The 12,115-nt window shown below is 75.2% G+C and carries 15 protein-coding genes; 7 read left to right on the plus strand and 8 right to left on the minus strand.

Going from position 1 to position 12,115, the window contains the following annotated elements:
- Positions 1-11: 11 nt before the first annotated feature.
- On the minus strand, positions 12-1,523 hold the full coding sequence (gene glpK / locus HL663_RS08520; protein WP_173027924.1) for a glycerol kinase GlpK: 1,512 nt from the start codon (positions 1,521-1,523) through the stop codon (positions 12-14).
- Positions 1,524-1,685: 162 nt separating this feature from the next.
- On the opposite strand from glpK, the gene HL663_RS08525 reads away from it, so the two are divergent.
- Both HL663_RS08525 and HL663_RS08530 read left to right on the plus strand, forming a co-directional pair.
- A complete protein-coding gene (locus HL663_RS08525) occupies positions 1,686-2,624 on the plus strand; it encodes a type IV toxin-antitoxin system AbiEi family antitoxin domain-containing protein (RefSeq protein WP_173027925.1) in 939 nt (312 codons plus the stop codon).
- Between the two features lie 163 nt (positions 2,625-2,787).
- Positions 2,788-3,330, plus strand: coding sequence for a MaoC family dehydratase (locus HL663_RS08530; RefSeq protein WP_173027926.1), 543 nt, complete (start codon positions 2,788-2,790; stop codon positions 3,328-3,330).
- A 3-nt stretch (positions 3,331-3,333) separates the two neighbouring features.
- Here HL663_RS08530 and HL663_RS08535 read toward each other — a convergent pair whose 3' ends face one another.
- Both HL663_RS08535 and HL663_RS08540 read right to left on the minus strand, forming a co-directional pair.
- On the minus strand, positions 3,334-4,452 hold the full coding sequence (locus HL663_RS08535) for a hypothetical protein (RefSeq protein WP_173027927.1): 1,119 nt from the start codon (positions 4,450-4,452) through the stop codon (positions 3,334-3,336).
- Positions 4,449-4,955: a SigE family RNA polymerase sigma factor gene (locus HL663_RS08540; RefSeq protein WP_173027928.1), complete on the minus strand. Its 507-nt coding sequence runs from the start codon at positions 4,953-4,955 to the stop codon at positions 4,449-4,451. Before HL663_RS08540 ends, HL663_RS08535 begins: the two co-directional genes overlap by 4 nt.
- Positions 4,956-5,052: 97 nt before the next feature.
- Here HL663_RS08540 and HL663_RS08545 point away from each other — a divergent pair, with 97 nt between their 5' ends.
- A complete protein-coding gene (locus HL663_RS08545; RefSeq protein ID WP_173027929.1) occupies positions 5,053-5,898 on the plus strand; it encodes a PHP domain-containing protein in 846 nt (281 codons plus the stop codon).
- Complete coding sequence (locus HL663_RS08550; RefSeq protein ID WP_173027930.1) at positions 5,895-6,518, plus strand: MarC family protein; 624 nt, start codon at positions 5,895-5,897, stop codon at positions 6,516-6,518. The genes HL663_RS08545 and HL663_RS08550 overlap by 4 nt, the downstream gene beginning before the upstream one ends.
- 24 nt (positions 6,519-6,542) lie before the next feature.
- On the opposite strand, the gene HL663_RS08555 is transcribed toward HL663_RS08550, so the two are convergent.
- Positions 6,543-7,931: a sensor histidine kinase gene (locus HL663_RS08555; RefSeq protein ID WP_286176013.1), complete on the minus strand. Its 1,389-nt coding sequence runs from the start codon at positions 7,929-7,931 to the stop codon at positions 6,543-6,545.
- On the minus strand, positions 7,928-8,593 hold the full coding sequence (locus HL663_RS08560; protein ID WP_173027931.1) for a response regulator transcription factor: 666 nt from the start codon (positions 8,591-8,593) through the stop codon (positions 7,928-7,930). Before HL663_RS08560 ends, HL663_RS08555 begins: the two co-directional genes overlap by 4 nt.
- A 141-nt stretch (positions 8,594-8,734) precedes the next feature.
- Here HL663_RS08560 and HL663_RS08565 point away from each other — a divergent pair, with 141 nt between their 5' ends.
- The gene (locus HL663_RS08565) at positions 8,735-9,385 is read left to right on the plus strand and encodes a hypothetical protein (RefSeq protein WP_173027932.1); all 651 of its coding nucleotides are present in this window, start codon (positions 8,735-8,737) and stop codon (positions 9,383-9,385) included.
- Positions 9,386-9,458: 73 nt separating this feature from the next.
- A complete protein-coding gene (purU, locus tag HL663_RS08570; protein ID WP_173027933.1) occupies positions 9,459-10,310 on the plus strand; it encodes a formyltetrahydrofolate deformylase in 852 nt (283 codons plus the stop codon).
- A 21-nt stretch (positions 10,311-10,331) separates the two neighbouring features.
- Here the strand turns inward: purU and HL663_RS08575 are convergent, their stop codons facing one another.
- Both HL663_RS08575 and HL663_RS08580 read right to left on the minus strand, forming a co-directional pair.
- The gene (locus tag HL663_RS08575; protein WP_173027934.1) at positions 10,332-10,499 is read right to left on the minus strand and encodes a hypothetical protein; all 168 of its coding nucleotides are present in this window, start codon (positions 10,497-10,499) and stop codon (positions 10,332-10,334) included.
- A 54-nt stretch (positions 10,500-10,553) separates the two neighbouring features.
- A complete protein-coding gene (locus tag HL663_RS08580; RefSeq protein WP_173027935.1) occupies positions 10,554-11,003 on the minus strand; it encodes a hypothetical protein in 450 nt (149 codons plus the stop codon).
- A gap of 72 nt (positions 11,004-11,075) precedes the next feature.
- Here HL663_RS08580 and HL663_RS08585 point away from each other — a divergent pair, with 72 nt between their 5' ends.
- Positions 11,076-11,510 (plus strand): hypothetical protein, encoded by a 435-nt coding sequence (locus HL663_RS08585; protein WP_173027936.1) that lies wholly within the window; start codon positions 11,076-11,078, stop codon positions 11,508-11,510.
- A 25-nt stretch (positions 11,511-11,535) separates the two neighbouring features.
- Here the strand turns inward: HL663_RS08585 and HL663_RS08590 are convergent, their stop codons facing one another.
- A complete protein-coding gene (locus tag HL663_RS08590; protein WP_173027937.1) occupies positions 11,536-12,108 on the minus strand; it encodes a CGNR zinc finger domain-containing protein in 573 nt (190 codons plus the stop codon).
- Positions 12,109-12,115: the final 7 nt, after the last annotated feature.

Consider the following 12,115-nt stretch of genomic DNA (forward strand, 5'->3'; position numbering starts at 1 on the left):
CAGAAGGTGGCTCAGTCCTCGACCCAGTCCAGGGTGCGGTCGACCGCCTTGCGCCATCCGCGGTAGCCGTCGCGCCGCTGGTCCTCGGACCAGGTCGGCTCCCAGCGCTCGTCCTCGGCCCAGTTGGCGCGCAGCTCGTCGGTGTCGGCCCAGAACCCGACCGCCAGGCCGGCCGCGTAGGCGGCGCCGAGGGCGGTCGTCTCGGCGACGACCGGCTTGCTCACCGGGACCCCGAGGACGTCGGCCTGCAGCTGCATGCACAGTCGGTTCGCGGTGACGCCGCCGTCGACCTTGAGGCAGGTCATCTCGACGCCCGAGTCGGCGACCATCGCCTCGGCGACGTCGCGCGACTGGTAGCAGATGGCCTCGAGCGTGGCCCGGGCCAGGTGGGCGTTGGTGTTGAAGCGCGACAGGCCGACGATCGCCCCGCGGGCGTCGCTGCGCCAGTAGGGGGCGAAGAGGCCGCTGAACGCCGGCACGAAGTACACGCCGCCGGAGTCCTCGACCTGGGCCGCCAGCCGCTCGACCTCGGAGGCGCCCGAGATGATGCCCAGCTGGTCGCGCAGCCACTGGACGGCGCTGCCGGTCACCGCGATCGAGCCCTCGAGCGCGTACACCGGCTTGGCGTCGCCGAGCTGGTAGGCAACCGTCGTCAGGAGGCCGTTCTCGCTGCGGACGAGCTCCTCGCCGGTGTTGAGCAGGAGGAAGTTGCCTGTGCCGTAGGTGTTCTTGGCCTCGCCGGGCGCGAAGCAGACCTGGCCGACGGTCGCCGCCTGCTGGTCGCCGAGGACGCCGGTGATGGGCACCGCACTCGTGCCGCGCCGGTCGCCGGTGTGCCCGTACGCCTCCGCGTGGCTGCTCGCGCTGATGGTCGGCAGCATCGCGCGGGGGATGTCGAAGAACCCGAGCAGCTCGTCGTCCCAGTCGAGCGTCGTGAGGTCCATGAGCATCGTGCGACTGGCGTTGGTCACGTCGGTGACGTGCAGGCCGCCCTCCGGGCCGCCCGTGAGGTTCCAGACGACCCAGGTGTCGGGGGTGCCGAAGAGCGCGTCGCCGCGCTCGGCGGCCGCGCGCAGGCCGTCGACGTTCTCGAGCATCCACTGGACCTTGCCCGCGCTGAAGTAGGTGGCGGGCGGCAGGCCGGCCTTCTCGCGGATGACGTCGCCGCGGCCGTCGGCGTCCAGCGCCCGGGCGATGCCGGCGGTGCGCGTGTCCTGCCAGACGATCGCGTTGTGGAACGGCCGGCCGGTCCGCCTGTCCCAGACGATCGCCGTCTCGCGCTGGTTCGTGATGCCGATCGCCGCGAGGTCGCTCGTCGAGAGGCCGGAGGTCGTCAGCGCCGAGCCGATGACGGTCTGGGTGCGGTCCCAGATCTCGAGGGGGTTGTGCTCGACCCATCCGGCGCGGGGGAGGACCTGCGCGTGCTCGAGCTGGTGGCGGGCCACCTCCCGCCCGTCGTGGTCGAACACCATGAACCGGGTGCTCGTCGTGCCCTGGTCGACCGCGCCGATGAAGTCCGCCATGCCCCGACCCTAGAGCCCCCGCCGTCCCGCCCCGCAGGTCATGGGCGGGGTTGTCGGCATCGGGCGGGGTCGTCTCCGCGCCCGGCGCCGACAACCCCGTCCTGGCCGGACCCTGTGGACAACCGCACGGCCGGCGCGCCGGACTGCAGCAGCATCACGGGGTTGGACGGTCGACTGACGGCGTTCGCGCTGGCGCGGGGCGGGGTGTTCACGAGCGCCGAGGCGATCTCCCTCGGCGTCGAGGAGACGGCGCTGCGCCGGGCTAGGGCGTCGGGCGCCGTCGTGCGGGTGCGGCGTGACGCCTACGTGCTCGGTGGCTGCTGGGAGGACGCGGTGCCCGAGCAGCGGCTCGCGCTGCGGACGAGGGCCGTCCTGCGCACCCGGGGCACCGACGTGGCCTCGCACCAGTCGGCCCTCGCACTGCACGGGCTACCTCTCGTCGACCTCCCGCTCGACGTCGTCGACGTCCTCGGTGCGTCGAGGCGCACCCGCTCGGCCGGCGGGCTGCGGATCCATCCCCGCGACGGCGCGAGCCACGTGGTCGCCGACGGCTACCGGTGCGTCCCCGTCGCGCACGCACTGGCACAGGTGGTGGTTCGCTCCGGGGTGCAGGCAGGTCTGGTGCCGGTCGACGCCGCGCTGCACGCCGGCCGGGTGTCCCGCGAGGAGCTGGGTGCGGCGCTCGCGGCGGTCGCGCGACGCCCGGCCCAGCAGCTGCGGGCGGAGTCGGTCACCGCACGGTGCAGCGCCCTGTCCGAGTCGCCCGGCGAGACCCTGGCGCGGCTGTTCCTCGTCGACGCCGGCTTCGAGGTGCGTGCGCAGGTGCCGGTCACCGACGAGGACGGTCTCGTCGGCCGCGTCGACCTGCTCGTGGAGGGCCGGGTCGTCGTCGAGTTCGACGGGGCGCTCAAGTACGGCGGGGCGCAGGGGAGGGAGGCGCTGGTGGCCGAGAAGCGCCGGGAGGACCGGCTGCGGGCGGTGGGGTACGCGGTGGTCCGGGTCACGTGGGCCGACCTGGCGCATCCCGAGCGGGTCGTGGCGCGGGTCCGCCGGGCGCTGGCGGGGTTGTCGGCGTCCGGCGTGGCTACAGCCGTGTCCTGAGCCGCTTTCCCTGCCCACGGGAGTGAGAGGCGCCGGTCAGCCGTGCGGAGGAGCGACGTGACGCGCGGGGCGTCGGGTGTGGGGAAGGGCACGTCGTGGTGGGCTGCCGCCCGTCGCGGGGCCGCGCGAGGATGTCCCGGACACCGGAGCGAAGGAGATCGACGTGCAGTTCGGGCGCAGCTACGAGGAGTTCGAGGTCGGGGCCACGTACAAGCACTGGCCGGGCAAGACCGTCACCGAGGCCGACGACCACCTGTTCTGCCTGTTGACGATGAACCACCACCCGCTCCACCTCGACGCCCACTACGCCGAGGGGACGACGCAGTTCGGCAAGAACGTCGTCGTCGGCAACTACGTCTACTCGATCCTCCTCGGGATGTCGGTGCCGGACGTCAGCGGCAAGGCGATCGCCAACCTCGAGATCGAGAGCCTGCGCCACGTCGCGCCGACCTTCCACGGCGACACCCTCTACGGCGAGACCCGCGTGCTCGACAAGTGGGAGAGCACGAGCAAGGACGACCGGGGCGTGGTCCACGTCGAGACCATCGGCTACAAGCAGGACGGCACCGTCGTCTGCATCTTCCGGCGCAAGGTCATGGTGCCGAAGGAGTCCTACCTCGACGCTCGCGGCGGCGAGCAGCCCGGCCGCCCGTCGCCGCAGCCGGACCGGAACTGGCCCGGTCCGGCCGCGACCCCGCAGGCCTGAGGGTCAGGGCCGCTCGGTGACCGTGCGGCCGCCCTCGTCCCACGTGATGCTCCGGTAGCCCGACCCCTCGACCGACTCCGGCGCGGAGTACCGGGTCCAGAGGATCGCGAGGTCGGTGCCCGGGACCGGGGCGACGGTCAGCGGGTCCGTCACCTCGGTGCCCGTCGTGGGGGTGAGGGTGCCGGGCGTCGTCCCGGCGGGCACGACGGCGGCGAACAGGTAGTCGATCCGCGAGCCCTCGCCCCGGCCGGAGCCGAGGAACGGGCGGCCGCTGCTGTTGCGCGAGCCGTCCAGCGCCATCATCGACTGCCCACCGTCGGTCGAGAAGGTGCCCATCCGGTCGAGGCCCTCGGACACGAAGACGGTCGTCCGCTCCGCGTCGCCGAGCGTCACGGCGGGGACGACGGCCCCGGTCTCGTCGTGGACCGTCCCCCGACCGTCCCACCAGAGGAGGTGCCGGACCGTGTCGGCGTCGCCGGCCACCTCGAACCGCACGGCGAAGGCCTGGCGACCGGTCCCGGCCAGGGGCGCCCGGACGGAGGTCGAGGCGTGGCCGCCCTCGTCGGTCAGCGGCGTGACGAGCTGGACCTCCTTCGCCTGCTCGGGCAGGACGCCGACGAGGACGTGCGAGTCCTCCCCGGCGGTGCCCGAGGTCGATGCGAGGGGCGCGATGCCGTCGAGGCTCGAGCCCCCCATCAGCGACGTGCTGCCGTCGGCGCCGATCGCGAGGTACTCGAGGTCGGGCGTGCCGCCGGGCACGACGCGCACGCCGACCCGCTGCGGCCCGGGGATCGAGAGCGGTTGGCCGTCGGTGCTGCTCGAGAGGTCGGAGAACGGCTCGAGCAGCGCGGTCACCGGTCGCGTCGCCGGGGCGCTGGTGCGGGTGGCCGGGACCTCCAGCGCGCGGTCCGAGGAGCCGTCGAGGGCAGCCCATGACCCGATCCCGACGACCGTGGCGGCGGCCAGCGCGGCGCCGGCCGCGGCCATCCGGCGGCGGCGCACGACGCGGCGGCCGCTGCCGAGGACCTCGGCGGTGTCGACGTCGTGGAAGGCGGGGTTCTCGGCGTCGGTGGCACCGCGCAGCAGCGTGCGCAGCTCGTCCTCGAACACGTCGTGGCTCATCGGGTGCCTCCCTCGGTGGTGGTGAGCTGGGTGCGCAGCGTGGCGAGGCCGCGTGAGGCGGCGGACTTGACGGAGCCGAGCGAGATGTCGAGCAGGTCGGCGACGGCCTGCTCGCTGAGGTCGGTGTAGTAGCGCAGCACGACGACGCGTCGCTGCTGGTCGGGCAGGGCGGCGAGGAGCCGGACGACGAGGTCGCGGTCCTCGCTCGTCGTGGAGGCGGCCGTCGTCGCCTCGGGCACCTCGCCGACGCTGACCTCGCCGCGGCGCCGGCGCCAGGAGTCCGTCCGCTCGTTGACGAGGATCTTGCGCGAGTACGCGAGCGCCCCCTCCGGACGCACCCGTGGCCACGCGACGTAGGTCTTGACGAGCGCGGCCTGCACGAGCTCGTGGGCCGCGTGGTGGTCGCCGGTCAGCAGCCACGCCGTGCGCAGCAGCGACGGCGACGCCTGCTCGACGAAGGCCGTGAACGCGGCGTCGCGCTCGGCCCTCATCCGTGTGCTCATGGACCCTCCCGGTGCTCGGTGTCACCCTCTCTACGGCGGCACCCGGGGAAAGGTTGCCCCGGTCCGGGGGGTGTTCGCTCGCCGATAGCATCGGCGGGTGATCGACCTGCACACCCACTCCACCGCGAGCGACGGCACCCAGCCGCCGGCGCAGGTCGTGGCCTCCGCGGCGGCGGCCGGCCTCACGACGGTCGCGCTGACCGACCACGACACGACCCTCGGGTGGGACGAGGCCGCGCGGGCCGCCGGCGACCTCGGCATCACGCTCGTGCGCGGCATCGAGGTCTCGTGCGCCCGCGGCCACCGCTCCGTGCACCTGCTGGCCTACCTGCCGGACCCCACGCACCCGGCGCTCGTCGCCGAGCTCGAGCAGGCGCGCGACAGCCGCGAGACCCGCCTGGACCGGATGGTCGACCGGATGGCCGCCGACGGGCTGCCCGTGTCGGTCGCCTCGGTGCGCGCCGAGGTCGAGGACGGCGCGACCCCAGGGCGCCCGCACATCGCCGACGCCCTCGTGCGCGCCGGCGCCGTCGCGCACCGCGACGAGGCGTTCGCCCACCTGCTCTCCGACAGCGGCCCCTACTACGTCTCGCACTACGCCCCGGACCCCGTGACGGCCGTCGAGGTCGTCCGCGCCGCCGGCGGCGTGCCCGTCGTCGCGCACCCCCTGTCGGTGACGCGCGCCGGCACGGTCGACGACGCCCTCCTCGAGGAGATGGTCGCCGCCGGGATGGCCGGCATCGAGGCCCACCACCGCGACCACGGCCCCGACGCGGTGCGCCACCTCGTCGACCTCGCGGGCTCGCTCGGCGTCGTCGTCACCGGGTCCAGCGACTACCACGGCGACGGCAAGCAGAACCGGCTCGGCGAGCGCACGACGACCCCCGAGGCGCTCGAGCGGATCGAGGCGCTCGCGACCGGCGCGGAGGTGGTCCGTCCGTGAGCTGGTTCGACGTCTCCGCGTTCACGACGACGTTCGTCACGCTCGTCGTCATCCTCGACCCCCCGGGCGCCATCCCGATCTTCCTCGCCCTCACCGGGCCGCTGACCAAGGAGCAGAAGGTCTCGGCCGCCCGCCGGGCGAGCCTCGTCGCGCTCGGCGTCATCGCGTCCTTCGCGGTGTTCGGCCAGCGCATCCTCGACTACCTGCACATCTCGCTGCCCGCGCTCCAGGCCTCGGGCGGCCTGCTGCTGCTCATCGTCGCGCTCCAGCTCCTCACCGGGTCGGAGTCCGAGCAGCACGCGGACGCGGGGGTGAACGTCGCGCTCGTGCCGCTCGGCACGCCGCTGCTCGCGGGGCCCGGCGCCATCGTCGCGACGATGCTGGCAGTGCAGGACGCCGACGGCACGGCGGGCGTCCTCGCCGTGGCCACCGCGCTCGTCGCGGCGCTCGGCCTGGTCTTCGTCGTCTTCCGCTTCGCGACGCCGCTGGCGCGCCTGCTCAAGGACAGCGGCATCGTCCTGCTCACGCGCATCGCCGGCCTGCTGCTCTCGGCCATCGCCGTGCAGATGGTCGCGGACGCCGTCATCGCCTTCGTCCGCGGGGCCGGCGCCGCGCACTGAGCGCCGCCCCCACCGAGGTCGCCCTCAGGGCAGGGTCAGCTCGAACGCCGCGCCGGTGCCGGTGTCGAGCAGCCGCAGGTCCCCGCCGTGGGCGCGGGCCAGGCCGCGCGCGATGGGCAGGCCGAGCCCGGCGCCGCCCCGGTCGCGGGAGCGCGCCTCGTCGAGCCGGACGAGCCGCTCGAAGATGCGCTCGCGGTCCGCGCGCGGCACCCCGGGGCCGTCGTCGGCGACGACGACGCGGCCGCCCGGGCCGACGTCGAGGTGGACGCGTCCGTCGGGGCCGGCCGCGCGGCGGGCGTTGTCGACGAGGTTGGTCAGCACCTGCACGACCCGGTCGGGGTCGGCCTCGACGAGCGCGGGCCCGTGGGCGGTCCCGACGGTGACCGGGGCGCCCGGGCGCCGCACCGCGGAGGCGGCGACGTCCTCGGCGAGGCCGTGGAGGTCGACCGGGCGCCGCTCGAGCTCGACGCCGCGGTCGATGCGGGCCATGAGGAGCAGGTCGTCGGCGAGGCGGCCGGCGCGCTGCGACTCGCGCACCACCCCGGCGAGCAGACGCTCCCGCTCCTCGCGCTCGGGCCGGCCGAGGAGCAGCGCCTCGGCGGAGGCCTGCACGCCGGCGAGCGGGGTCCGCAGCTCGTGCGCGGCCTCGAGGACGAAGTCGCGCACCCGGGCCTCGGCGGCGACGGCACGGCCCTCGGCGCCCTCGACCGCGTCGAGCATCTCGTCGAAGGCGCCGGCCATCCGGCCGAGCTCGGTACCCGGCCGGTCGGGGCGCAGGCGGCGGCCGCGGTCGCCGGCCGCGATGGAGCGCGCCGTCGTCGTCATCGTGTCGAGGGGGCGCAGGAGCCGGCCGGTGAGGAGCGCGACGAGCAGCGCGGCGACGAGCAGCACGCCGAGCGAGGACAGGGCGAGGACCCAGCGCACCTGGGTGAGGGTCTGCTGCAGGCCGCCGGCGTCGGTCGTCAGGAGCAGCTCGCCGACGGGCAGGCGGCGCTCGACGCTGTAGACGTCGCCGCTGCGCGAGACCGCGTCGCGCGCGGCCGGGCCCGGCTTCGGACCCGGGCCGGCGGGCGCCGTGGGGGCGGACGACGGGGCGGCCTCCTGCGGCCCGGCCGTCAGCACGCTCCCGTCCGAGGTCGTCAGCCGCACCGACACGCCCTCGCCACCGATCCGGTCGACGAGGTCCTGCGCCGACACCTGGTCCGCGAGGGCCTGCGCCACCGCGACCCGGTCGAGGAGGCGCTGCTCGAGCTGGCCCTGCGTGCGCGCGGTGAGGACCCGGTCGACGGTGACGGACAGGACGAGCAGCAGGACGACGAGCAGCGCCATGACCGCCGCGACGACCCGCCAGCGCAGCGAGCCCGTCCGCAGGGCGGGGGAGGGCTCGAGGGGCTCGGGCAGCGGGGCGCTCACGCCCGCACCACGTAGCCGATGCCGCGCACGGTGTGGACGAGGCGGTCGCCGTGCGCCTCCAGCTTCTTGCGCAGGGCCGAGACGTGCACCTGGACGAGGTTCTCGGCGACGTCCTCGTAGCCCCAGACCTGGGTGAGGATCTGCGTCGTCGACATCGTCCGGCCGCGGTTCTCGACGAGGAACCCGAGCAGCCGCAGCTCGGTGGCGGTCAGCTCGACCCGGTGGCCCGCGCGGGTGACGACCGCGCCGTCGAGGTCGACGACGAGGTCACCCACCTCGACGGTCGAGGGCACCCGACCGAGCCGGCGCAGCAGGGCCCGCAGCCGGGCGAGCAGCTCGGCCATCGCGAAGGGCTTGGTCACGTAGTCGTCGACGCCGGAGTCGAACCCGCGCAGCCGCGAGGACACCCCGTCGCGGGCGGTGAGCATGACGACCCCGACGTCGCCGAAGCGGCGCACGACCCGTGCGAGGGTCGGCCCGTCGCGGCCGGGCAGCATCCAGTCGAGGACGACGAGGTCGGGCCGGAAGGCCTCGAGGTGCTCCTCCAGCGCGTCGCCGTCGGGGCGCGTCGCGACCTCGTACCCCTCGTCGCGCAGCGCGACGGCGACGGCCTCGCGGATGGCGTCGTCGTCCTCGACGAGCAGGATGCGTGCGGTGGCCATGGCTCCAGTCTGGGTCGCCGGCCTCAAGGTTTCCTCAATGTGTGCCGACCGGTCCCCGGCTTGAGGCTCGCTTGAGGATCGCTGCGCAGGCTCGATGTCGACGGCCCACCACCGAGGTGGGCCCCGTACCGAGGAGTCCCCGTGGACGACAACCTGTACCGCAACCAGCCCGACCGTGACCCGCAGTGGTGGGACACCCACGAGATGGCCGCGCTGCCGTCGTCGGCCGCGCCCGTCGCGCAGGCGCCCGCCCCCAGGAACCGCACCCGCTTCACCGTCGCGGCCGGCGTGGCCGCGGCCGCGCTCATCGGCGGCGGGATGTGGATGGGCGCGGCGTACGCCGACGGCCCGTCGACCCCGACGAGCACGACCGCCCCGTCCGCGGCGACGCCCTCGGACGGCGGATCCGGGACGACCGGCTCCGGGACGACCGGCGACGGCACGACCGCGCCGTCCGACGGGGGCACCGGGACGACCGCCGGCAGCGACTGCGGGTGCGCCGCGCTGCCGGCGCCGCCGGCCCCGCCGGCCGGTGGCGAGGCGCCGACCCCGCCGAAGGACGGTGCCGCTCCCGCTGCTCCGAAGGACGGCGCCGCCCCCGCCGCGCCGAAGGACGGCGCCGCTCCCGCCGCGCCGAAGGACGGTGCCGCTCCCGCCGCGCCGAAGGACGGCGCTGCCCCCGCCGGCCCCGGTGCCGGCACCGCGCCCGCCGCGCCGACCCCGCCCACCGGTGGTGCGGACTGCGCGCCGGCTCCCGCCCCGTCGGCGGCGCCGTCGACCTCCGGCAGCTGACCGGCCGACGGGCGAGCACCCGGCCCGGCGGACGCGCACGCGCCGCCGGGCCGGACCTCCGTACCGTGGACCCGTGCCCGAGTACGTGCTGCTCCTGTCCTGCCCCGACCGCCCCGGCATCGTCGCGGCCGTCACGACCCTGCTCTTCGAGCACGGCGGCAACATCGAGGAGAGCCAGCAGTACGACGACGTGCGCACCGACCAGTTCTTCCTGCGCATCCGCTGGTCGGTGGCGGGCGAGGACCACGGGGTCGGGCGCTGGCAGGAGCTGCTGGCCCCCGTGGCCGAGCGGTTCGGGATGCAGTGGTCGCTGCGCGACGCGCACACGCCGTCCCGGGCGCTGCTCATGGTCAGCCGCTTCGGGCACTGCCTCAACGACCTGCTCTTCCGGTGGCGCAGCGGGCAGCTCAACCTCGAGATCCCCGCGGTCGTCTCCAACCACCGCGACCTCGAGCCGCTCGTCGCGAGCTACGGAATCCCGTTCGTCCACGTGCCGGTGACCGCCGACACCAAGGCCGAGGCCGAGGCGCGGCTGCGCGAGGTCGTCGCCGAGCACGACGTCGACCTCGTCGTCCTCGCGCGCTACATGCAGGTCCTCTCGGACTCGCTGGCCCGCGACCTCCAGGGGCGCGTCATCAACATCCACCACTCGTTCCTGCCCTCGTTCAAGGGCGCGAAGCCCTACCACCAGGCGCACGAGCGGGGGGTCAAGCTCGTCGGGGCCACCGCGCACTACGTGACGCCGGACCTCGACGAGGGGCCGATCATCGAGCAGGACGTCGTGCGCGCCGACCACCGGATGACGCCGGAGGCGCTCGTGCGCGCCGGCGAGGAGGTCGAGTCGCGGGTGCTCGCGCGGGCCGTGCGGTGGCACTGCGAGTCGCGCATCCTCCTCAACGGGACGCGGACGGTCGTCTTCGACTGAGCGTCCGGATTGCCCTGCGGCTCAGGGCGTCCGGTGCCGCGCGACGCCCAGGTGTGGCAGGTGGGGCGCCGGCCGCGGGATGCGGGGCAGGTGCAGCCGGCGCGGCTCGTGCTCGCGGCGCGCGAGCTGCTCCGTGGTCCAGTCCGACGGGGTGACGGCGCGGGCGATGCCCGGGGTGATGGTCCTCATGCCACTCAGGAGCACCGGCCGGCCGCCGGTGATACCCGGTGGCACCCGCGGGGCTCAGCCGCGCGAGGAGTCCTCGGGGGTCGCGGCGTGCCCGGCGCGTCCGGCGGTGCGCCGGTCCTCCTTCATCTCGGCCTCGAACACGTGCCGCCGACCGTCCATCAGCTCCTCGCGCGCGCGGCGCTCGTGCTCGCGGAAGGTGGCGTAGTAGCCGTCGTCGTACTCCTCGACGACCTGGAAGGACCACCGGCCGGCGAGGATGTTGCGCCCGACGAGGTCGGTCTCGACGCGGTCGGCGAGCTCGTGGTGGCCGGCGTCGCGCAGCGCGTCGACCGCCTCGCCGAGGGTGAGGTCGGCGGTGCCGCAGCGGCGGTGGAAGGCGTAGAGGTGGCCGCGGGCCTCCTCGACCACCTCGAGGGCCTCGGAGAGCTTGCCGAGCGCGGCGACGGTCGCGTCGCTCGTGCCGGAGGGTCGGGTGTGCGCGTCGTCGACGGAGTCGTGGGCCATGGACCGACGCTACGGCGGCAGCCCTGTGGAAAAGTCCGCGGCGGTCGGGCGCGTTTCGGCCACGCTCACGGCATGAGCTTTGACGACCTCCCCGAGACCTGGCCCGACCTGCCCCTCGACGACCCGCTCCTCGCGGCCGACGTCGTCGACCTCGTCGTGGGCCACACCGACCGCGTCGACGGGTGCGCGGCGTTCCTCCTGCTCGAGCCCGACCTGCGGCTGCGGACGCCGTTCCTCGTCGGGGGCACGGGCGACCACCGCGACCCGTGGGAGCTGCGTGACGGCCTCGTCGAGGCGCTGGCGCCGCTCGGGTTGGGTGGCGTGGTCCTCGCCCGGGGCCGGGACGGGTCGGTCCTCCTCACCGACGCCGACCGCACCTGGCACGAGATGGTCCTCGACGTCTGCCGGCGGGTCGACCTGCCCCTCGTCGCGGCGTTCGTCGCCACCCCGTCGGCCGTGCGGTCCTACCCCGGGCCGCTCAGCGCGGTCGGCGGCCTCGCCTCGTGAGCCGCCACCCGCCCCTGCCGCGGGCTCAGGCGGTGCGGGTCCGCCGGCGGTGGGCGGCGGCCTTGACGCGGTTCTGGCAGCGGGTGGAGCAGAAGCGCCGGTGGGTGTTGCGGCTCCTGTCGACCCACACCCGGTCGCAGCCCGACGCCTCGCACACCCCGAGCCGGGAGCCGAGGTCGCCGCCGATGGCCATCGCGAGCCCGGCGGCGATGCCGGCGGCCCACCCGCGGGCGAAGGTCGTGTCGGGCCCGTGGAAGTGGATGGCCCAGCGGCCGTCGGGGGAGCGGTCGAGCTCGGGGTGGGCCCGCGTGCGCCGGAGCATGCCGTTGACGAGGGCCGCCGCGGCGTCGTCGTCGCCGGCGTCCAGGTGCTCGACGACCTCGCGCGCCGCGTGGACCTCCGGCAGCAGGGCGGCGAGGTCGCGCGCCGACGGCCGGGGCTCGTAGCCGTCGTAGCGCACGGCCTCGACGACCGCGCCCCGCAGCGCGGCGCCCACGGGCGCCGGGTGCTCGCGGCCTCCGTCGGTCCCGGGGGTCAGCGCGTTGACGAGCCGGACGGTCGTGTCGAGCACCGCGTCGACGTGACTGTTGAAACGCATGACGGAA

The organism is Arthrobacter sp. NEB 688 (genome assembly GCF_013201035.1).
In the GTDB taxonomy this organism is placed as follows: Bacteria; Actinomycetota; Actinomycetes; order Actinomycetales; family Dermatophilaceae; genus Phycicoccus.

Bases quoted from the DNA above. Each gene is read 5' to 3' on its own strand.
- glpK (WP_173027924.1), bottom strand. From the start codon at position 1,523: ATGGCGGACTTCATCGGCGCGGTCGACCAGGGCACGACGAGCACCCGG.
- HL663_RS08535 (WP_173027927.1), bottom strand. From the start codon at position 4,452: ATGAGCCACGACGTGTTCGAGGACGAGCTGCGCACGCTGCTGCGCGGT.
- HL663_RS08540 (WP_173027928.1), bottom strand. From the start codon at position 4,955: ATGAGCACACGGATGAGGGCCGAGCGCGACGCCGCGTTCACGGCCTTC.
- HL663_RS08560 (WP_173027931.1), bottom strand. From the start codon at position 8,593: ATGGCCACCGCACGCATCCTGCTCGTCGAGGACGACGACGCCATCCGC.
- HL663_RS08575 (WP_173027934.1), bottom strand. From the start codon at position 10,499: ATGAGGACCATCACCCCGGGCATCGCCCGCGCCGTCACCCCGTCGGAC.
- HL663_RS08580 (WP_173027935.1), bottom strand. From the start codon at position 11,003: ATGGCCCACGACTCCGTCGACGACGCGCACACCCGACCCTCCGGCACG.
- HL663_RS08585 (WP_173027936.1), top strand. From the start codon at position 11,076: ATGAGCTTTGACGACCTCCCCGAGACCTGGCCCGACCTGCCCCTCGAC.
- HL663_RS08590 (WP_173027937.1), bottom strand. From the start codon at position 12,108: ATGCGTTTCAACAGTCACGTCGACGCGGTGCTCGACACGACCGTCCGG.